Consider the following 20,564-nt stretch of genomic DNA (forward strand, 5'->3'; position numbering starts at 1 on the left):
TAATAGTGTAAAGGAAATGGGAGTGTTAATATGAAAACTTTTTTGAAGATATTAGTAGCAATTATCATTGTTGGAGCATTATGTTTTGGAATTTACTGTATTCTTCCGGAAACATCTCAGATGTATGTAAAGGGAAATATTCAGTACCGTACAAATGAAACAGCTAAGACTCAGGTTGATAAGATCAAGAAAACCAAGATTCCGGGAACTGAGAAGACATTCGGTGCAGGACTTGAAGGACTTTGTAAGAGCTGTGCATGGTACTATGAAGAAGAGGCAAATGGTGACTGGATGGTTACATTCTATGGTTCAAAGGCAACAATGGATCTGACAACAGCAGGCATGGATCAGATGTATACAGAACAGCCGATGAAGGTAACATTTACAGTTCGAAATAATTCTCAGGTTGATATCGTAATGGAGATCAAGGGAGATATTCTTTCTACAGATCAGGCGAAGACAGCCGCGTATGAAAAGATTGCAAATGCAGCGAAGTAATTTAATACATACCATAAAAAAAACAGGCATATATCATTTTGATATGTGCCTGTTTTTTATATGCGTTATGCCGGCATTTGGTAACTGCAAGCCAACTGGTGCAGCAAACAGTCTGTATTTGACTGCTGCTGTGCTTATTTGTTATTTACCAGCTCCTCAATCATGCCGACTATAATTGAAGTGGAATCTGTAAGGTTGCTCTTCTCCATTGTTTCGATGTAAGTCTGTTTGTTATTGTATACATCATCGATCGCAGCGAATAATGTTTCGGAGGATAATTCCTCTTCCTTTATCACATAGCTGTAGCCGCTCTTTTTGAAGGATTTCGCATTTAAGATCTGGTCGCCACGGCTTGCAGCAGCGGATAACGGGATCAGGATATTCGGTTTGCGAAGGGCAAGTAATTCACAGATCGCATTTGCACCGGCACGGGAGATCACGAGATCGGCAAGAGCGAGCATGCTGCTCAGTTCCTTCTTTATATATTCATATTGAGCATAGCCCGGCTTGTTATCTAAGCTGTGATCCAGATTATCCTTACCGCAGAGATGGATCACGTTGAAACGCTCCAGCAGTTTATCAATATTTTCGCGGATCGCTCTGTTGATCACGGCACTTCCTGAGCTGCCGCCAACGATCAGGATGACAGGCTTGTTGTCTGTAAATCCGCAGAAGTTGATCGCATCAACTGCATTTCCGTTGAAAAGCTCTTTACGGATCGGAGTTCCGGTCACAACTGCCTTGCCCTCCGGGAACATATTCTTTGTCTCCGGGAAGTTACAGCATACACGGGATGCCTTTGGAAGCTCCAGCTTATTTGCAAGTCCCGGTGTCATATCAGATTCATGGATGATGACAGGGATGTTGCAGGATTTGGCTGCAAATACGACAGGAACTGTTACAAAGCCACCCTTTGAGAATACGACATCCGGCTTCAGTTCCTTCATTAACTTCTTGGCTTCTCCCATACCCTTAATAACGCGGAATGGATCCGTGAAGTTCTTAAGGTCAAAATAACGTCTGAGCTTACCGGAGGAGATTCCATGATAAGGAATGTTCAGATCCTCGATCAGCTTACGTTCCATTCCGTTATAAGAACCAATATAATGGATATCATATCCAAGCTTCTGTAATTCCGGTATCAACGCTATATTTGGTGTAACATGTCCGGCAGTTCCGCCACCGGTAAGGATGATTCGTTTCATATATTTATGCCCCCTGAAGATAATTCTTAAGCGCCTTTGCTAACTGATCCGGACAGGATGTTGGCTTAAAGCTGCATGTTGTTCCTTCCAGTTTATCAATGACATCTTCTACTTTCATACCTTCGACTAAGGCACTGATACCTTTCAGGTTACCATTGCAGCCACCGGTGAAAGAAACATTTTTAACTTTTCCATCTTCTACTTCAAAATGAATATTAGTAGAGCAGGTTCCTTTTGTTTTGTAATCCATATTAAATTACCTCTTTTCTATTATAGTCCAAAATAACTATATACATTCTTAAATGGGTTCAAATCGAAACCAGTATACCAAAAATGAAAATAAAGGTAAACATTTGTCGTGTGATTTGGCTTGAAAAATCAAAAAATTCAAAACTATAATGGAACCACCCTGAATCCGGAGCGGGGTATCGGAACTGAAAACATGAAAAATTATTTGAAAAGGGGAAATGGTTATGTTTGGAACTATTTTGGAACAGAGTATTTTTTTGTATGTGATCGCGGCAACGGGAATATGTGGAATTGCAGCAAAGCTGATAATGAATGGATTTTTAAAGGGGCTGGTCAGAGAAGTCGGAAGTATGAAAAGTACAAAAAAGAAAGCACTGGTGGAGATACGAAAAAGGTACGAGGAGTTATCGTATCTTGATGTGGGTATCCGGGATACGAGATCGTTTGTCGAGAAATACATATATAAACTGAAGTTTGGTAAGAGCTACGTCAGCTCCTGGAACAGCTTTTGCAGTAATATGATGATCCTTGCCGCCGGAACAGGGCTGATCGGAACCTGGTGGGAATATCGGACAGGCAGTTCTGTATTTGCAAGTACACAGATTGGCATGTGGGGCATTGTTGCATGTGGGGTTATGCAGATGGTCTACAACGTATTCAATACCCGGAGAAAATGTGAAATGCTATCAGCGGAACTTGTCAACTATATGAATAACAGCCTGGCAAACCGCCTGAAACGGGAACAGGAAAAACAGATGGAGAGCAGTAAACAGGAAGCAGAAGACAGAAGCCGGAGTGGTCTGAAACAGACAGCAGCGGCTATTATAGAGCCAAATGTGATTGATATTGATGCGGCACTGGCACAGATGGGAGAGCAGAAGGACAGACGGAGCGAGAAACAGACAGAAGCAGAGCGTAAAAAAGGACGGGAAGCGGATAGCAAGAAGAAAAACATGCAGGAGTCTGATCCTGCACGGGAAAGAATCACGGCAAAATCGAAAAAAACAATGAGGGCAGAGCAACGCAGATCAGAGAAAAACCGGCGGCAGACGGCAACTGAAGAGCAGCAGTCTCTGAAACAGACCGCAAAGGCTGAAGAGCGGGAGGTAACGGAGGAACAGATTGCGGCGTGTGATGCATTATTTGACAAGCTGCTGCAGGGAATCAGTACAACCTGACAGGTATAGGTATAAACAGCAGAAGAAACAGCATATATTATATCCAAAATAACAATTGGAAGTGGTTGCAGTCAAAAAACTGTATGTAGTTTCGGGAATTATGATGTGTCTGTTTCTGACAGGCTGTGCCGGAATGGCAAAGAGCAGAGCTGGTAAAAACGGAAATGTAGCAACACCGGGAGACTGTCGGGTGCAGAAAGAGGGAAATCAGGCAGTTGATGGTTCCGGTGGACAAAATGACAGTACGGATGGACGAAAAGGAGGAAATGATAATGGAAGTGTAGAAGACCGGACAGAGGCGACGACGGAGGATATGACGCTGCTTCGGGATTATGATGCGGTCAGCAATAAGAAGTTTTCATGGTACATTGTACGGGATAAAAATCATGGGATCAGTGACTGCGATCACAGTTTTTCGATCGAACAGTATGATGCATATTATGTGGATCAGGATGCAGGAGATGACAAGGTTATGTATCTGACCTTTGACTGCGGTTATGAGAACGGATATACAGAACAGATACTGGACACGTTAAAGAAGCATAATGCAAAAGCTTGTTTTTTTGTTACACAGACGTATATCAGGGATAATGTGGAGCTGGTAAAAAGAATGAAAGAGGAGGGCCACCAGGTTGGCAACCATACCGTTACCCATCCTTCCATGCCCGGTATCAGTGTGGAGAAACAGAAGGAAGAATTGCAGACCTGTGCTGATTATATGAAGGAGGCCACGGGCTACCGGATGGATCCGTATTTCAGACCGCCAAGCGGTGAGTACAGTGAAAGGGTACTCCAACTGGCAAAGGATATGGGGTATAAGACCATTTTCTGGAGCATGGCATATTTGGATTATGATGTAAATAATCAGCCGGGGAAGGATTATGTGATCGAGCATTTTGATAAATATTATCATAATGGAGCGATCCCGCTCATGCATAATGTGTCGGAGTCAAATGCGCAGGCGTTAGATACAATGTTGTCAAATTTAACAGAACTTGGTTACAGATTTGTATCACTTGATGAAATGTTCGAAAAATAGTTGATTATGGGGGTTCCTTTTGCTACAATTATCCATAGCTTTGAAAAATCATATAAGCAAGGAGAGATAATAAAATGGCAAAGACAGTAAGTTTCGATTTTAAGAATGTTGCTGGTATGGCTTCCGCTGAGGACATCGCAGCTATTAAGGAAGAAGTTGTTGCAGCAAAATCAACACTTGTAAACAAGACCGGTGAAGGAAACGATTTCCTTGGATGGATCGATCTTCCGGTTGACTATGATAAGGAAGAGTTCGCCAGAATCAAGAAAGCGGCAGCTAAGATCCAGTCAGATTCAGATGTTCTGGTAGTTATCGGTATCGGCGGTTCTTACCTTGGTGCAAGAGCAGCGATCGAAGCTTTAAGACACAGCTTTTATAATTCAGTAGATAAAGAGATCCGTAAAACCCCTGAGATCTATTATGCAGGAAGTAATATCAGCAGTACCTATATGGCACATCTGTTACAGGTGATCGGAGACAGAGATTTCTCTATCAACATTATTTCCAAGTCAGGTACAACAACAGAGCCTGGTATTGCATCCAGAATCTTCAAGAAGAAATTAATTGAGAAATATGGCAAAGAAGAAGCAGCTAAGAGAATCTATGCTACAACAGATAAGGCAAAGGGAGCATTAAAGACACTTGCTACAGAAGAAGGATATGAGACATTCGTAGTACCTGATGATGTAGGTGGACGTTTCTCAGTTCTGACAGCAGTAGGTCTTCTTCCAATCGCAGTAAGCGGAGCAGATATTGATAAGCTCATGGAAGGTGCTGCATCAGCAAGAAAGGATTGTCTTGCAGAGAACTTCGACGACAGTGATGCTATGAAGTATGCAGCAGTTCGTAATATTCTGTACAGAAAGGGCAAGTCTATCGAGATCCTTGCCAACTTTGAGCCGGCATTACATTTCGTAGCAGAATGGTGGAAGCAGTTATACGGCGAGAGCGAAGGAAAAGATGGTAAGGGATTATTCCCAACAGCAACTGACTTTACAACAGACCTTCATTCATTAGGACAGTTTATCCAGCAGGGTTCACAGAACCATTTCGAGACAGTAATCAATGTGTTACATCCAACATGTGAGATCGTTATGGAAGAAGAGGATTGTGATCTTGATGGTCTGAACTACCTTGCAGGCAAGACAGTAGATTTTGCAAATAAGAGTGCTATGAACGGAACAATTCTTGCACATGTTGATGGTGGAATCCCAATCATCCAGATTAACATCGACAAGATCGATGAGTTCACATTAGGTGAGCTGTTCTACACATTTGAGTTTGCATGTGGTATCAGTGGATACACACTTGGTGTAAATCCATTTAACCAGCCAGGTGTAGAAAGCTACAAGAAGAACATGTTCGCATTACTTGGCAAACCAGGAAATGAAGAACTTGGCAAAGAGCTTCTTTCCAGAATCAATGGTTAATAAAGTTAGATAGAAGATGACGATAAGCCGGCGGCATACGCATGAAAACGCGGATGCCGCCGGTTTTCAAAATAGTCGAAAGGTTTATTTTGAAGCACATGAAGATAGTATTTTATATAAAACAGGTGTTGAAAATGGCGATGCAGCAGGTCTATCTGCCGATGCTCTACAAACGGTATGCCGGAAAGCCGGTCGAAAAGGGGCTGGTAATTTTTGCCGATGCACATCATGAGGATCTACCTTTTTCCATGAGAAAAATGTATGAAACACTGCAGGGAGATCCAGAGTATAAGAATGAAACGTGGGTCACTGATTTTGGAAAGATGGGATATGGCAGCCTGTTAAAATGGTTGAAGCAGTTTATGAAACGGTATGCGGCCGCCGAATATGTGTTTATCTGTGATAATTTCCTTCCGGTTTCTGCCTGCACAAAACGTCCGGAGACGAAGGTTGTGCAGCTCTGGCATTCCGGAGGACTGCTTAAAAAAAGCGGATATGATACGACGGAGGATATTCCGAAGATGTATAAAGGCGGTTCGGTTTACAAAAACTATGATCTGCTGACCGTCAGTGCACTATGCTGTGTGCCGGTATTTACAAAGACGATGCGGCTTGCACCGGGTGTTGTACAGGCAACCGGGATCAGCCGTTCAGACTGTTATTATGATGAAGCGTGGAATCAGGCAAACCGTGAGGAATTCTACCGGAAATATCCAGATGCAAAAGGGAAAAAAGTCATCCTGTGGGCTCCGACATTTCGTGGAAATGCAGCTATGCCGACGCTCTGTGGAATGGAAGAAATACAGAGAGCCATGAAAGAAACCTCAGACCGGTATTACTGGGTGATCAAGCTGCATCCGCATCTGGAAGAAAAGGGAATGAAGTCGAACTGCGATCTGCCATCCGAGAAAATATTTGCAGTTGCAGATCTGCTGATCACGGATTATTCGTCGGTATTATTTGACTATATGGTATATGAGAAGCCGTTTTTATTCTTTGCACCGGATTTTGATTCCTTTGACCATGCCAGAGGATTCTATGTTCCATATGATTCTTTCCCATGCCAGATCGTATCCGATGGAACGAAGCTGGTGGCTGCGATAGACCGGGAATTCACACAGAATCGGACAGATGAGATCCGGGAATGCCTGAAATACCATATGCAAATGTGTGATGGACAGGCAACGGAGCGGATTTTGGAGGTTGTGAAAAACCTATAGTTGAATTTTTTGTGAATACGTTATAATATTAATATATCTATGCAGAATGGGATAAGTATATACAGGAACATTCTGTGAGGGGATTGCCAGACGGCAGTCCGGTTTCATGAAAATAATTAGAGAAAAAAGGAGAAAACAGTAGATGAATATAGCAATTATTTTTGCAGGTGGAAGCGGAGTAAGAATGGGAGCAGGTGTCCCAAAACAGTTTCTTGAGATCAATGGAAAGCCAATTCTGATCCATACATTACAGTTATTTCAGTACCATGATCAGATTGATGCGATCTATATTTCTGTTCTGAAGGATTACATTCCTTATGTAGAGGATCTTGCAAACGAATATCACCTTACAAAGGTAAAGCATGTATTAGCAGGTGGAGCAACTTCACAGGATTCTATTTACAACGCACTTAAGATGGCAGAGTCAGAGTGCCCGGAGGATTCTATCGTGCTGATCCATGATGGCGTTCGTCCATATGTATCTTATGATGTTATTGCAAACAATATTGCAACCGTTAAGAAATATGGAAATGCGATCACATCAACAGCCTGCTATGAAACGATTATGATCAGTGAGGATGGTATCGAGATCGATTCCGTACCACCAAGAAAGGATACTTATTCTGCACAGGCGCCACAGTCCTTCTATCTGAAGGATATCATTGCAGCACATGATGTTGTCCGCGCTACACCAACCGGTTATGAAGGAATGGTAGATGCATGTACGATCATCAGAAGCCAGAATATCGTTGCACATATCGTAGAAGGCAACAGAGGAAATATCAAGGTAACAACACCGGAGGATGTATACATGTTCCGTGCGTTATTGCAGTATAAGGAAAATGAGCAGGCATTTGGTCTTGGAATTACAAACAAGATTGATACCAGAATGAGTCAGTATAAGAAAGACAATGAGAAATAGATCATAGACTCACATACAAATATGAATAAAGACAGGGCATTTTTCAGGATGCCCGGAAAGGATTATCTCCATGAATGATAACAGACATACAGACACCAGACATGAAATATATTTACAGATGCCGCTTTATGTGATCGCATTATTTGTACTTTGTGATATCTGGATGCTGACGGTCAGTGTTGTTGCAGGAATTGTAGGGATCATATTTACTGCAGTGTACTCGGTTGTGGTGATAGTCCTTTATATTTCTTCCAGAGTGTCCAGTGAAGCCGCATATGCAAATCGTGCAATGGAAAATGGGCGGGTTCAGAAAGATCTGATCCGTGAGTTCCCGATTCCATATGCGATACTGGATAAGACAGGCAGGCTCGCATGGGTGAATGATGAATTTGCTCATATTACGAACACCAGCAAGCGGAAGCTGATGCGTCTGACTGCGATGCAGGTATTTGAGGGACTGACCCATGAGATGATACCGGGTGAGTGTGATGAGCCGGTACATGCGGATATTGAATACGATGGAAAAGAGTACAGAGTTGAGATTAAGAATATCCGGGTAAATCCGGATGGACCGGTAGACAGTGTCCAGGAACAGGAGACCTCAGAACATGAGGAGGAAATGGAGAATCTGCCGGTTACAGAGGACCAGCCACAGGAGAAGAAAACGATCAAACGGAAAAAACATACAGGAGTTACAAACTTCACTGCTATGTATCTGTTTGATATGACAGAACGGAATAAACTGGCAAAAGAGAATGAAGAGCAGAAGCTGGTGACCGGTCTGATCTACATTGATAATTACGATGAGATATTTGATGACCTGGAAGAGGTAAGACATTCTCTGCTGGTTGCTCTCGTCGATCGAAAGATCAATAAATATATGGCAAACGTAGATGCCATTGTACGTTCCTTTGAGAAGGACAAGTACATGTTTGTCATGCCGAAAAAATATCTTCCACAGCTTCAGGAGAATAAGTTTGCGTTGCTGGATGAAGTAAAAGCAATCAATATCGGAAATGATCTTCCATTGACGCTTTCAATCAGTCTGGGCACGGAATATAAGAGCTTTATAGAAGATTTTGAAGCTGCCCGTTCTGCAATGGAACTTGCACTTGGACGAGGTGGTGATCAGGTTGTATTAAAGTCGAATGACAAGATCACTTATTACGGTGGACGTAGTCAGGGTACTGAGAAATCAACCAGAGTAAAAGCCCGTGTTAAGACCCTGGCATTCAAGGAATTACTGGAAACAAAAGAAAAAGTTATCATTATGGCGCATAAGAATCCGGATATGGATGCATTTGGATCGGCGATCGGCGTATACCGGATGGTAAATTCCATGAATAAGGAGGCACATATCGTAATCAATGAAGTGTCCTCTGCCATCAGTCCGATCTATGGTAATTTTACTGCCAACAGTATGTATGGGGATGATATGATCATCAACAATGAGCAGGCGATCGAGATGATCAATGCTGATACCATGCTGGTTGTTGTGGATGTCAATAATCCAAGTCTGACGGAATGTGAGGAGCTGATCTCCTATGCAAAGACGGTGGTTGTATTCGACCATCACAGACAGACTAAGGATGTCATTGCCAATGCAACCCTTTCTTATGTAGAACCATTTGCATCATCTGCATGTGAAATGATCGCAGAGATGTTGCAGTACATGGATGAAAAAATTAAGCTGCGTCCGTCCGAGGCGGATGCTATGTATGCCGGGATCCTGATCGATACGGATAATTTCCTGACAAAGACAGGCGTGCGTACCTTTGAAGCGGCCGCATATTTAAGAAGAAGCGGTGCGGATGTTATGCGTGTCCGTAAGATGTTCCGGAGTGATATTGATTCTTACAGACAGAAGGCAGATGGTGTCAGAAATGCCGAGATGGTTCTCGGAATGTTTGCGGTATCTGTATTTGAACCGAAAGAAGGTCCGGAGTCACCGATCGTATTGACAGCGAAGGTGGCAAACGAGATGTTAAATATAGCAGGCGTGCGTGCCTCCTTTGTCATTGCACAGCTTGGAGATGATGTTAAGATATCAGCCCGGTCGATCGATGATGTAAATGTACAGATCATCATGGAACGTATGGGTGGCGGTGGCCATGCGAATATTGCAGCCGCACAGTTCACGAATACAACAAAGGAAGAAGTAAAGGAACAGCTTGTCAATTTACTTGAGGAGATGTACAAGGAAGGAGATATTTAATATGAAGGTTATCTTACTGGAAGATGTAAAGAGTCTCGGAAAAAAAGGAGAGCTGGTAAATGTCAGTGACGGTCATGCCAGAAATTATATCATCCCGAGAAAGCTGGGACTTGAGGCAACACCGAAGAACCTGAATGATTATAAGTTAAAGAAAGCGCATGAAGAAAAGGTTGCAGCAGAGAATCTTGCAGCAGCAAAGGCGCTGGCAGCAGAGCTTGAAAAGGCATCTGTAGCCGTCGGTATCAAGGTAGGAGAAGGCGGAAGGGCATTTGGTTCTGTATCCTCCAAGGAGATCTCAGATGCGATCAAGAGCCAGTTGCATTATGATATTGATAAAAAGAAAATCGTGCTGAAGGATGCGATCAAAGCAATGGGAACATTTACTGTTAAGATCAAGCTGCATCCACAGGTACAGGCAGAGCTAACAGTAAAGGTAGAAGAGGCTGACTAATGGAAGACGCATTTATCAGGAAGAAACAACCATATAACCTGGATGCAGAACAGTCAGTTATCGGTTCTATGATCATGGATCGTGATGCGATCGTAGACGTATCGGATATACTTACGAAGGAAGACTTTTACAGTGCACAGAATGCGATTCTGTATGAGAACATGATCGAGCTGTTCAAGGAAGGAATGGCGGTCGATCTGATCACGTTGAATAACCGGCTCCGGGAGAAGAATATTCCGGAAGATGTGGCGGGTATGAGTTATATTGCAGATATCATAGCCGCAGTGCCAACCTCGGCAAATGCCAAGTATTATGCGAAGATCGTAGCAGATAAAGCGGTGCTTCGCCGCATGATCAAGATGTGTGAGGATGTTGAAAAGGACTGTTATCTGGATACGGATGACGTGGATGGTCTGCTTGAGACAGCAGAGAGTGGGATCTACAAGATCGTACAGCAGAGAAACGGTGCAAATGATTTTGCGTCGATCGATTCAATCGTATTAGATGTTATCGATCAGATCGAGGCTGCATCCAGACAGAACACCAGAGTTACCGGTGTGCCGACCGGATTTATCGATCTGGATAATATGCTGACAGGTCTGCATGGATCGGAACTGATCCTGGTAGCGGCTCGTCCTGCTATGGGTAAAACTGCATTTGTCTTAAATATCGCACATCATGTAGCTGTAAAGAAGCGTATTCCGGTTGCAATATTCAGTTTGGAAATGTCGAAGGAACAGTTGGTAACACGTATGATCGCGCTGGATTCACTTGTTAATTCACAGAAGATCCAGACGGGACAGCTTGTAGATGATGAATGGGATAAGATCATGGAGAGTACAGAGGTTATTGCTGATGCTCCGATCTTTGTTGATGATAATTCTGCGATCACGGTAGCCGACCTGCGTTCCAAATGCAGAAAATTAAAACAGAACAACGACCTGGGGCTTATCATCATCGACTATTTACAGTTGATGAGCACGAACAAGCATGTAGAGTCCAGACAGCAGTTTATTTCTGATACATCGCGAGCATTAAAGGTGCTTGCAAGAGAACTGAATGTTCCGGTTATTACCCTGTCACAGTTGAACCGTGCAGTTGACTCCAGACCGGATCATAAGCCGGTGCTTGCCGATCTGCGTGAATCCGGTGCGATCGAGCAGGATGCCGATGTTGTTATGTTCATCTATCGTGATGATTATTACAATCCGGATACCGAGAAAAAAGGTATCGCTGAGATCATCATCGCAAAACAGAGAAAAGGTGCGACAGGTTCCGTTGATCTTGTATGGATGCAGGATTACACGAAGTTTGCAAATAAAGAGCACCCGCAGATGTAACGGATCAGAAAAAAGATATTAATACGGAATGTATAAATATAAATCGAGAAAGAAAGTCCGAATAAATCGGAAGATCAGAGGAGAAAATTAAAATGGTAGTAGAACCAAGAGTAAAGGATTATATCTGTACCACCGCTCATCCGGTTGGTTGTGCAGAAAATGTAAAGAATCAGATCAAGTATGTAAAGGCACAGCCAAAGGTTGAGGGACCAAAGAAGGTACTTGTGATCGGAGCATCGACCGGATATGGACTCGCTTCCAGAATCGCAGTTGCATTTGGCTATGATGCAGATACACTTGGTGTTATGTTCGAGAAGGAATCCAATGGAAGAAGAACAGCGACTGCAGGCTTCTATAATACAAGAGCATTTGAAGAAGAAGCAAAGAAGGATGGGCTGTATGCAAAATCCATCAACGGAGATGCATTCTCACTGGAGATCAAACAACAGGTAATTGATACGATCAAGGCAGATCTTGGAACTGTCGATATGGTTATTTACAGCCTTGCAGCACCAAGACGTGTAACGCCGGATGGACATAAGTATTCTTCTGTACTTAAGACTGTAGGTGAGGAGTATTCCAATAAGACTTTAGTTCTGAAGGACAATACAGTAACAATGGCACATATCCCGGCAGCAACCGAGGAAGAAATCGAGAACACCATCAAGGTTATGGGTGGTGAGGACTGGATCGACTGGATGCAGGCATTATCAGATGCAGGCGTTCTGGCAGAGCATGTGACAACTGTTGCATATTCTTATATCGGACCAAAGATCACATTCCCAATCTATGCGGAAGGTTCGATCGGTATGGCAAAGAAGGATCTGTACAGATCAAGTGATATCATCAATGAGAAGTTTGCAAATGTTACATCTTATATTGCAATCAACAAGGCACTTGTAACACAGTCCAGTGCAGCAATTCCTGTTGTTCCGTTATACATCACGCTGTTATATAAGCAGATGAAGGCAAAGGGTGTTCATGAGGGCTGTATCGAGCAGATGGCAAGACTTTTCCTTGATAAGATGGCTGGAGAAGCAGAGACAGACGAGAATGGATTTATTCGTATGGATGACTGGGAAATGGCAGATGACATTCAGGAAGCAGTTGCAAAGAACTGGGATGCGGTTACCAGCGAAAATGTAAAAGAGCTTGCAGATATCGATGGATACTGGGATGAGTTCTACAATATGTTCGGATTTAAGATCGATGGTGTAGATTACAGTGCAGATGTAGATATTATGTAAGGAAACAATTGTGACAATAGACGGGTTCATCGGAAGGTGGATCCGTTTTTTACTTTATTCACAAAATATGTTCTGTAAAAAAGCGTTCCGGTCAGGTGTGAAAACCGCAAGGGTTTGGGCAAGGGTTTGGTTTTTATGTCTGAAAGGTTTGCTATACAAAAACAGGAATAAATAATATAATCTATAAGCGTCAGGGTTATGGGGGTATGTATGAAACAAATGAATAACGAGATAATTTATCCACGATCGGAAGAAGAAGTGTTGTTGATATTAGCGACAGCAAAAAAAGAAGGCCATCTGTTAGAGATTATTTTTGATGAGTTTGTGAAGAAACCATTTTCCATGCCGGTACTTTGGGGGTGCCGGGCATATTTCTACGGGCTGAAAAAAGAAGAGCTGTCCGCACATCCGGTTCTGTTTACTCATCTTGCATTGCTATCTGCTATGGATGGGGACTTGAGTCAGGCAAAAGCATATGTACAGTTTATGGGGAAGACACCGCGGCTGGTGAAAATGGATACATATGATATGATGGACATTTGTCGTATCAAAACAGAACTTGTCATGCCATATATAAGTGATGCAATGTTTTTTCGGATCGTAAGCTTTCTAATTGAAGAAAATCTGGTGCCCGTGATGGGTCTTACGCTTTCAGCATGCAGACCAAGTATACTGAATGGTTTTCGCGACTTTACAAGATATGGCAAATATCTGAAAAAAAGCAAGGACGAGATAACAGAAGCCGCATGCCGATTATATGGTGGAAGTGTTGGACAGAAAGTGTATGAGATCATGCTGGCAGAATGGTATTATCAGAACAATAATTGTTTTGAAGCACTGATTCTTGTGACCGGAACGATTCCGTTGATCGAGCAGGAGAAGGATATGCGTTGTCTGTTTGTGGCACTTGCACTTCAGATGAAGATCCTTTTGGTAAATGGACAGACAAAAGCTGCACGTCCTTTGGTGGAAAAGATTCGGAAACGGATACAGATTACGGGGTGGGATGAATTAACTTCAAGTCTGAATGCGATCGAATGTCTTGGTGCCTGTTATGATGGGCGACTACAGGATGTAGAGCGTTGGTTAGATGAGATAGCACCGGATGAGAATAAGGGCATCTTCATGATGGATATGTATGCATGGATGGTTAAGGTGCGATGTTATATACAGACAGGCAAATATATGGCTGCCTATGTATTCACACACCAGCTTATTGCATTGTTGATTCCGGGCAGACGTTATATGGATTTGTGTGAATGCTATATGTTGTCAGCTATCATATATTATAAGATGAAGAATATGGAAGGCATGTGTGAGGAGCTTTCCAAGGCCATTGCGCTTGCAAAAAGGTGTGGTTATATCAGACTGCTTGCGGACACAGGCAATTGTATGGTACAAATGCTGGCAATTTATCAGAAAGAATATGAAGAAGATTCCTTCATAAGTGAGATTAAAGAACTTGCATATTCGGTCGGTACTTATTTCCCTGATTATTTAAAATCTCCATATGAATATTATGAACCTCTGACTCAGATGGAAGAAAAAGTCTTTCGTTTGATGGCACAGGGCTTAAGTAATGATGATATTGCACGACAACTGGGCAAAAAGACGGGAACCGTGAAGTTCCATAGTTGTAATATCTTTCGTAAGCTGCAGGTTCCGACGCGTCAGGAGGCAGTCGAACGCGGTCGGGAGATTGGTCTGTTATAAAACAGACGCTTTAATATATAAGAGCATTTGGCTCTTTTATATAAAAAAATAAAAAGGAGGAAATAAGATTGAAACAGAAAATTAAATTTGTGAAGCGTTTCATGTCAGTGGTAGTGGCTGCAACTATGGTGTTTGCAATGGTTGCAGGTATCGGTAACTTTTTTCCGAATATAAAGTCGGAAGCGGCGACACGTCAGACACTGTATATCTGTGATATTAAATCCGGTGGATTTGGTGCCAATTATGCAGGATATACAAGACTGTCTATTGATGGAAATGCGGGAAATGTAAACAGGGGATGTGGTAAAGGTTCAGATGAATACATCTGGGTAAAGACGACCACAGATCCGGCACAGGCATATACAAGAATATGGTCTGTATGGCAGAATAATTCAGGTACTTCAAGCAGTCTTGACGGATATAGCGTTGAGAGAAAGACGGGTGACCTGAATGATGGTGTAGGTTCAAAATCCGGTTATATCTACATCTATGCAACAAAGGACAGGAATGCTGGAGATCCAATCTCATCACTTGGTATCTGGAATGACACTGATAAAAAGCTGCAGTATGCCGGAGGAAATTCAGGAAGCAGTCTTAAAAGCCAGAATGCAGAGAGGGTCGAGAATGTTGACAGCAACTGGAACAAGATTGATGGAGATCTCAATAAAAATGCCGGAGGTGCATATATTTATCTTTATTGTAAGAGAGCACCTTATGTGATTCCGAATGATATAAGGATTACTTTTGATGGTGAATATCATAGGGGATATGTAGAGTCAAAGACATCCGGCGTATCGATCTCATATGATAATACCGGTATGTATCAGGTAGGAAGTAATACTACAAAATATGCGGTGTCAAAATCCGGTATGGAGACAGCGTATGGTACATTTACAAATACGATCACTGATCCATATGGCTATGACAAATACACGAAGCTGGAGGATGGACTCTGGCTTGGAGTAAAGAACACAGCGGAAACAGCAACAAAAGATGACTATTCTTATTCGGAGACAGATGGACTTACGATCAAGTCTGATAAGCAGATGATCCTGTTCGGAACAAAATCCGGTAAGGTTATGAAGGGTCAGATCAAGGCAGCAGGGGATATTGATGTGAATCTTGCGATCCGTAGTCTGACGATCACACGGAATACTCAGGGGGCAGCGATCACAGTAAATCCGGCAGAGGGTAAGACCGTGACGATCACTGCTTACGGAACAAACAATCTGACATCATCGGGAGCTTATGCAGCGATCCAGAAGAATGGAAGCGGTAAGCTGGTACTGACTTCTACGACGAAAGGTACTATAAATGCAACTGCCGGTAACAATGCGACATATGGAGCAGCCGGTATCGGTGGTGGTACAGATAAAACCTTAAAGGTTGTTTCAAATATCGAGATAAATGGAAATGTAATTATAAAAGCAAGGGGATCACAGCCATCAAATGAAAGCTATGCAGCATATGGAGCAGCCGGTATCGGTTCTCAGTACAATATGCCGGTTGATGGCATCCGGATCTCAGAAAATGCAGACGTAACAGCAATTGGTGCAAACGGAGCAGCAGGTATCGGTTCCGGTGCAAATGCTGATGCTGCCAATATCGAGATTGCAGGCGGAATCGTAAATGCAACAGCGGGAAGTGGAACGATCGGTTCTAAAAATATTGGCGGAGCCGGTATTGGTTCCGGTGCTTACATAAATGATGAAGCAAAGCTTGCTTCCGGTATTACCATTTCAGGAGGAACTGTAATAGCGACCGGTGGAGACGGTGGAGCCGGTATCGGTTCCGGATCTGATGTAGAAGCAACAGAGATTAAGGTAACAGGCGGTGTTGTAAAAAAAGCAACAGGTGGCACAGATGCAGCCGGTGTTGGTTCGGGAGCAAATGCAAAGGTATCGTATATTACGATATCAGGTGGAACTGTAACAGCAGTTGGTGGAGCAAATGGAGCAGGTATCGGTTCCGGTCTGGCAGGTGCAGCCTCCGATATTTACATTTCAGGAAATGTAGCTGTAACGGTAACAGCAGGAACAGACGGAGCCGGTATCGGTTCCGGTAAGAATGCATCCGTTGATAATATCAATATTTATTTAGAGTATGCAGGAAATCTGACTGTCGATGGTACAGAAAACGGAGCCGGTATTGGTTCCGGAGCAACAGATACTGTATCAGAGGCAACAAATATTAATATTTCAAATACAGGTTTTATTAGTATCAGAGCAAGAGGAAATGGAGCCGGTATCGGAGCCGGTCTGAATTCAGAGACAAGGGATATTAATATTATCGGCGAGGTCGTTGAGACAAAAGGAAAGCTTATAGTTATTGCTGCAAATGGTCCGGCAATCGGTGCTTATGCAGGAGATGTTAAGAACGTAAATGTCTTAACAGATGCAACAGTCAACCTCAGTGCTGAAAATGGTATTGCAGTAGGAGCACTGAATGGCTCATCTGCTTCTGATATTACAATTATCGGTGATAATATCTGTGGAGCAAAGGCAGAGGATGTTCCTGTTCTGGGAACTGTTTCTAACTCTGTTCTGTTCGTAGGAAAGACATATGAGGTTTATGGAACAGCAACCATTCGCAAGAGTACACATATTAAAGCAGGAACAACATTAGAATTACCGTCATCATCCAAGCTGATCATTCCTAAGGACGTTGAACTTGTAGTTGATCCACAGCATGATAATGTACTTCCGGGTGCGCTTGTTTGGGCAGCTGACAGTGATGCACAGTTAATCATCAATGGTACTTTAACAGTTAAGGGAACAATGGCGATGGATTCCGAATATGGTATCATTGTATTGAACGGTTCTCTTAATCTGGAAGAAAATGCTAATATTTACGGTAAGTTCTTTATGAATGGTAAATATACCGGAAATGGTGTTATCACAAAGGGAAAGAATCAGACTCCGGAGGAAGGGGAGATTGCAGTATACCTTGAACTGGATATTGATGATGGTGTAACCTACAATGCAAAGGGAAATCTTGCAGAGAACCAGTTGATCATTGATGAGTCCAGCCTGGAGGATACTACTACCGGTACATATGCAATTAATAACATTGTTGCACATGACGGATTCCAGATCACAGATATCCTGTTGGATGGCAAGTCCATTATAAATGACAGCAGTTATGTTACAAAGAATCAGGAAACAGGAGAGTACAATGTAGTATTATCGGTATCTGAATATCGTGGTGAGACGATAAAATTTGCAGTAAAAGCAAAATCAACCGTAGAATCGATCAGCATCGAACGTTTCCCAAATAAGACAGCATTTGCCAAAGGGGCAGAGTTTGATCTGAATGGTCTGAAGGTGGTAAAGACTTATAAGAATAAGAAGACTGCACCGGTTGATATTGATAAAGAGCTGAAGGTTACAGGCTATGATATGAACAGCGTTTCTGCACAGACGGTAACACTTCAGTATATTGCAGATGACAGATACAGTGATGATATTACAGCATCCTATGAGATAACTGTATTTGATTTTGCAGGCTTAAATAAGGGAAAGACCACACTTACTGCGGGCGGCGAATCATTTGTTGCTACAGATGTAGATAATGAGGAGCATGTTGTTAAGTTTGCATTAGGTAAGAATGTCGGTGATATCTCAGCACTGAAGGATAAGATCCGTCTTCAGGTACAGGGATTTACCAATACAGTTGGTCAGATCGATTTTGTATCAAGTGAGGTAGTCGGACAGAATGCGGTTGAGGCAACATATGTAGCAGATATATATGTAGATAAAGCAAAAACAGTAGTGATCCAGTATACAATAGTGATCACACAGCCAACCTTATACTATGATCTTGCAGAGGCAGCAGTAGCAGTAAATGGCGAATATACCTATGATGGAACGCAGCAGACACCGGATAAGGAAAATATCGAAGTTACAATCGATGGCGCAGTTGTTCCGGACGATCAGTATACGGTAGAGTATGGTGAGAATGTGAATGCCGGTACCGGTAGACTTACGATCAAGGGTGATGGTATTCATACTACAAACAGTAAGGAAGCAACATTTACAATTGCAAAAGCGAAGCTTACGGATATCGATGCACTTGTAAGATCAAATGAATTTACAGTTCAGAATGATGTAAAGCATGAGCTTCAGATAGAATTTGGCGAGATCGAAGGCCTTGCAGCAGATGAATATACTGTATCTTATAAGAAGATATCCGATCAGTCAAATATCGTGGCAAATGTATCAAACGGAGTTATCACGACTGCTTATGATACATCCTATTCAAAGGCAGGAACAGCAGAAATCGCTGTTAATGTAACAATTAAGGATAGTGCAGTAAACTACTATGCAGATTCTGAATTATCACATTCCATAAATGTTACATTAACAAAGTATGTAAAGGGAACCAGTATTACGATCACTTCCGATTCTGATGATTTTGCGTGGGATGCATCAGCCGGTGAATATAAGGTGACGCTTTATAAGGGCGAGAAGATCTGGATCGATGCCAAACTTAACGATGGATCAACAGATGTTATTGACTATAAGGTTGCAGAAGGCGGCGAAGAGATAGCTGCTTGTGATGGAATTACCATTTCTGCGTTAGGCAAGGGATCGACCATTATCACTGCAAGTACAGGTAAGGGCACTACAACAAAGAGGATTGCAGTAACGGTTCTTCCAACTACCAGACTTGAATTAACCGGTACGGAGACTTATGAGAAGGTATTTGGCGATAGTGCATTTACACTGGATGTGGCTTTGAAGGATGCAGCGCTTGAATCCAAGCTCTCTGCATTACGGTATGTTTCGGCTGATCCGGAGGTTGCTGCTGTAGATGAGACCGGTAAAGTTACTATAACGGGATGCGGTGAGACTACAATTACAGTAACATCCTATACAGAAGAAAGAGCATATACATCTGACGAATATGTAGTAATAATCAAGGTTAAGGCACCACATACAAAACATATCAAAGATAATGGAACAAGAGTTGAGCCAACCTGTGAGAAAAATGGTTCTATCACATATAGATGTACCGAGTGTAATGAGGTTATAGATACAGAAGAACTGAAGGCAACCGGACATACATGGGATAAAGGAAAGGTTACAACACAGCCAACTACAAAGACAGAGGGTGTAAAGACATATACCTGCAGCGTCTGCAAAAAGACAAGAACAGAGCCAATCGCAAAGCTTCAGGAACCGACACCGGAAAAACCAATAGTAAAACCGCTCAAGAAGGGGGATGTGGTTTCTGATGACAGTAAAGCTGCAAAGGTTCAGGTTATAAGCACATCCAAGAAAACAGTTGCATATAAAGCACCTGTAAATAAAAAGGCTAAGACTGTCAGCATTCCGGCAACCGTGAAGATCAGAGGTAAGAAATATAAAGTAACACAGATCGCAGAGGGTGCTTTCAAGAATAATAAGAAGGTAACAAAGGTTACAATTGGAAGCAATGTTAGTAAGATCTCCAAGAATGCTTTCAATGGAGCAATAAAACTTAAAACCGTTACTATGGGACAGAACGTAACGGAGATCGGAGCAAATGCATTTAAGGGCTGTAAGGTTCTTACCGGTATTACGCTTCCGGCGAAGACAACGAAGATCGGAGATCAGGCATTTAGCGGATGTAAGAAGCTGAAGACAATTACAATTAAGTCTTCAAAGATAACCTCAAAGAAGCTTTCTAAAAATGCGTTTAAGGGTATAACCAAGGTTACAACGATCAAGGTACCTAAGAAGAAGGTTTCCTCTTATCAGAAGCTGTTTAAGAGCAAAGGCTTATCTTCCAAGGTCAATGTAACAAAATAACAAAATAACAGTAAAAGCAAAGGACGCCGTTTGTGGTAGGAATATTACAGACGGCGTTTTCGTTT

14 protein-coding genes are annotated in these 20,564 nt (G+C 42.5%); 12 read left to right on the forward strand and 2 right to left on the reverse strand.

Going from position 1 to position 20,564, the window contains the following annotated elements:
• The first annotated feature begins 30 nt into the window (after positions 1–30).
• Positions 31–498, forward strand: coding sequence for a hypothetical protein (locus DWW85_RS06375; protein WP_021944639.1), 468 nt, complete (start codon positions 31–33; stop codon positions 496–498).
• Positions 499–632: 134 nt separating this feature from the next.
• Here the strand turns inward: DWW85_RS06375 and DWW85_RS06380 are convergent, their stop codons facing one another.
• On the reverse strand, positions 633–1,703 hold the full coding sequence (locus tag DWW85_RS06380) for an undecaprenyldiphospho-muramoylpentapeptide beta-N-acetylglucosaminyltransferase (protein WP_117808047.1): 1,071 nt from the start codon (positions 1,701–1,703) through the stop codon (positions 633–635).
• Positions 1,704–1,707: 4 nt separating this feature from the next.
• A complete protein-coding gene (locus DWW85_RS06385) occupies positions 1,708–1,953 on the reverse strand; it encodes a TIGR03905 family TSCPD domain-containing protein (RefSeq protein WP_008402427.1) in 246 nt (81 codons plus the stop codon).
• 223 nt (positions 1,954–2,176) lie between these two features.
• Here DWW85_RS06385 and DWW85_RS06390 point away from each other — a divergent pair, with 223 nt between their 5' ends.
• The 11 genes from DWW85_RS06390 (at position 2,177) to DWW85_RS06440 (ending at position 20,499) form a co-directional block, all read left to right on the forward strand.
• Positions 2,177–3,130, forward strand: a complete 954-nt coding sequence (locus DWW85_RS06390; protein WP_117808048.1) for a hypothetical protein — start codon at positions 2,177–2,179, stop codon at positions 3,128–3,130.
• Between the two features lie 61 nt (positions 3,131–3,191).
• Positions 3,192–4,169 (forward strand): polysaccharide deacetylase family protein, encoded by a 978-nt coding sequence (locus DWW85_RS06395; RefSeq protein ID WP_242996073.1) that lies wholly within the window; start codon positions 3,192–3,194, stop codon positions 4,167–4,169.
• Positions 4,170–4,243: 74 nt separating this feature from the next.
• On the forward strand, positions 4,244–5,599 hold the full coding sequence (locus DWW85_RS06400) for a glucose-6-phosphate isomerase (RefSeq protein ID WP_008402430.1): 1,356 nt from the start codon (positions 4,244–4,246) through the stop codon (positions 5,597–5,599).
• Positions 5,600–5,697: 98 nt separating this feature from the next.
• The gene (locus tag DWW85_RS06405; RefSeq protein ID WP_181986518.1) at positions 5,698–6,819 is read left to right on the forward strand and encodes a CDP-glycerol glycerophosphotransferase family protein; all 1,122 of its coding nucleotides are present in this window, start codon (positions 5,698–5,700) and stop codon (positions 6,817–6,819) included.
• Between the two features lie 142 nt (positions 6,820–6,961).
• A complete protein-coding gene (locus tag DWW85_RS06410; protein WP_021944644.1) occupies positions 6,962–7,741 on the forward strand; it encodes an IspD/TarI family cytidylyltransferase in 780 nt (259 codons plus the stop codon).
• Positions 7,742–7,811: 70 nt separating this feature from the next.
• Positions 7,812–9,956, forward strand: a complete 2,145-nt coding sequence (locus DWW85_RS06415) for a DHH family phosphoesterase (protein ID WP_117808050.1) — start codon at positions 7,812–7,814, stop codon at positions 9,954–9,956.
• 1 nt (position 9,957) lies between these two features.
• Positions 9,958–10,407: a 50S ribosomal protein L9 gene (gene rplI / locus DWW85_RS06420; RefSeq protein ID WP_021944646.1), complete on the forward strand. Its 450-nt coding sequence runs from the start codon at positions 9,958–9,960 to the stop codon at positions 10,405–10,407.
• Positions 10,407–11,747: a replicative DNA helicase gene (gene dnaB, locus DWW85_RS06425; RefSeq protein WP_021944647.1), complete on the forward strand. Its 1,341-nt coding sequence runs from the start codon at positions 10,407–10,409 to the stop codon at positions 11,745–11,747. Before rplI ends, dnaB begins: the two co-directional genes overlap by 1 nt.
• Positions 11,748–11,839: 92 nt before the next feature.
• The gene (gene fabV / locus DWW85_RS06430; protein WP_117808051.1) at positions 11,840–12,994 is read left to right on the forward strand and encodes an enoyl-ACP reductase FabV; all 1,155 of its coding nucleotides are present in this window, start codon (positions 11,840–11,842) and stop codon (positions 12,992–12,994) included.
• Between the two features lie 219 nt (positions 12,995–13,213).
• Positions 13,214–14,707 (forward strand): LuxR C-terminal-related transcriptional regulator, encoded by a 1,494-nt coding sequence (locus DWW85_RS06435; RefSeq protein WP_181986519.1) that lies wholly within the window; start codon positions 13,214–13,216, stop codon positions 14,705–14,707.
• Between the two features lie 68 nt (positions 14,708–14,775).
• Positions 14,776–20,499 carry a leucine-rich repeat protein gene (locus DWW85_RS06440; RefSeq protein WP_117808053.1) on the forward strand — a complete coding sequence of 1,908 codons (5,724 nt, stop codon included), beginning with the start codon at positions 14,776–14,778 and terminating at the stop codon, positions 20,497–20,499.
• Positions 20,500–20,564: the final 65 nt, after the last annotated feature.

The organism is Clostridium sp. AF17-21AC (assembly GCF_003461365.1).
Lineage (GTDB): Bacteria > Bacillota > Clostridia > Lachnospirales > Lachnospiraceae > Coprococcus > Coprococcus ammoniilyticus.

Coding starts and splice junctions, on each gene's coding strand:
- DWW85_RS06375 (WP_021944639.1), top strand. CDS start 31: ATGAAAACTTTTTTGAAGATATTAGTAGCAATTATCATTGTTGGAGCA.
- DWW85_RS06380 (WP_117808047.1), bottom strand. CDS start 1,703: ATGAAACGAATCATCCTTACCGGTGGCGGAACTGCCGGACATGTTACA.
- DWW85_RS06385 (WP_008402427.1), bottom strand. CDS start 1,953: ATGGATTACAAAACAAAAGGAACCTGCTCTACTAATATTCATTTTGAA.
- DWW85_RS06390 (WP_117808048.1), top strand. CDS start 2,177: ATGTTTGGAACTATTTTGGAACAGAGTATTTTTTTGTATGTGATCGCG.
- DWW85_RS06400 (WP_008402430.1), top strand. CDS start 4,244: ATGGCAAAGACAGTAAGTTTCGATTTTAAGAATGTTGCTGGTATGGCT.
- DWW85_RS06405 (WP_181986518.1), top strand. CDS start 5,698: ATGAAGATAGTATTTTATATAAAACAGGTGTTGAAAATGGCGATGCAG.
- DWW85_RS06410 (WP_021944644.1), top strand. CDS start 6,962: ATGAATATAGCAATTATTTTTGCAGGTGGAAGCGGAGTAAGAATGGGA.
- DWW85_RS06415 (WP_117808050.1), top strand. CDS start 7,812: ATGAATGATAACAGACATACAGACACCAGACATGAAATATATTTACAG.
- rplI (WP_021944646.1), top strand. CDS start 9,958: ATGAAGGTTATCTTACTGGAAGATGTAAAGAGTCTCGGAAAAAAAGGA.
- dnaB (WP_021944647.1), top strand. CDS start 10,407: ATGGAAGACGCATTTATCAGGAAGAAACAACCATATAACCTGGATGCA.
- fabV (WP_117808051.1), top strand. CDS start 11,840: ATGGTAGTAGAACCAAGAGTAAAGGATTATATCTGTACCACCGCTCAT.
- DWW85_RS06435 (WP_181986519.1), top strand. CDS start 13,214: ATGAATAACGAGATAATTTATCCACGATCGGAAGAAGAAGTGTTGTTG.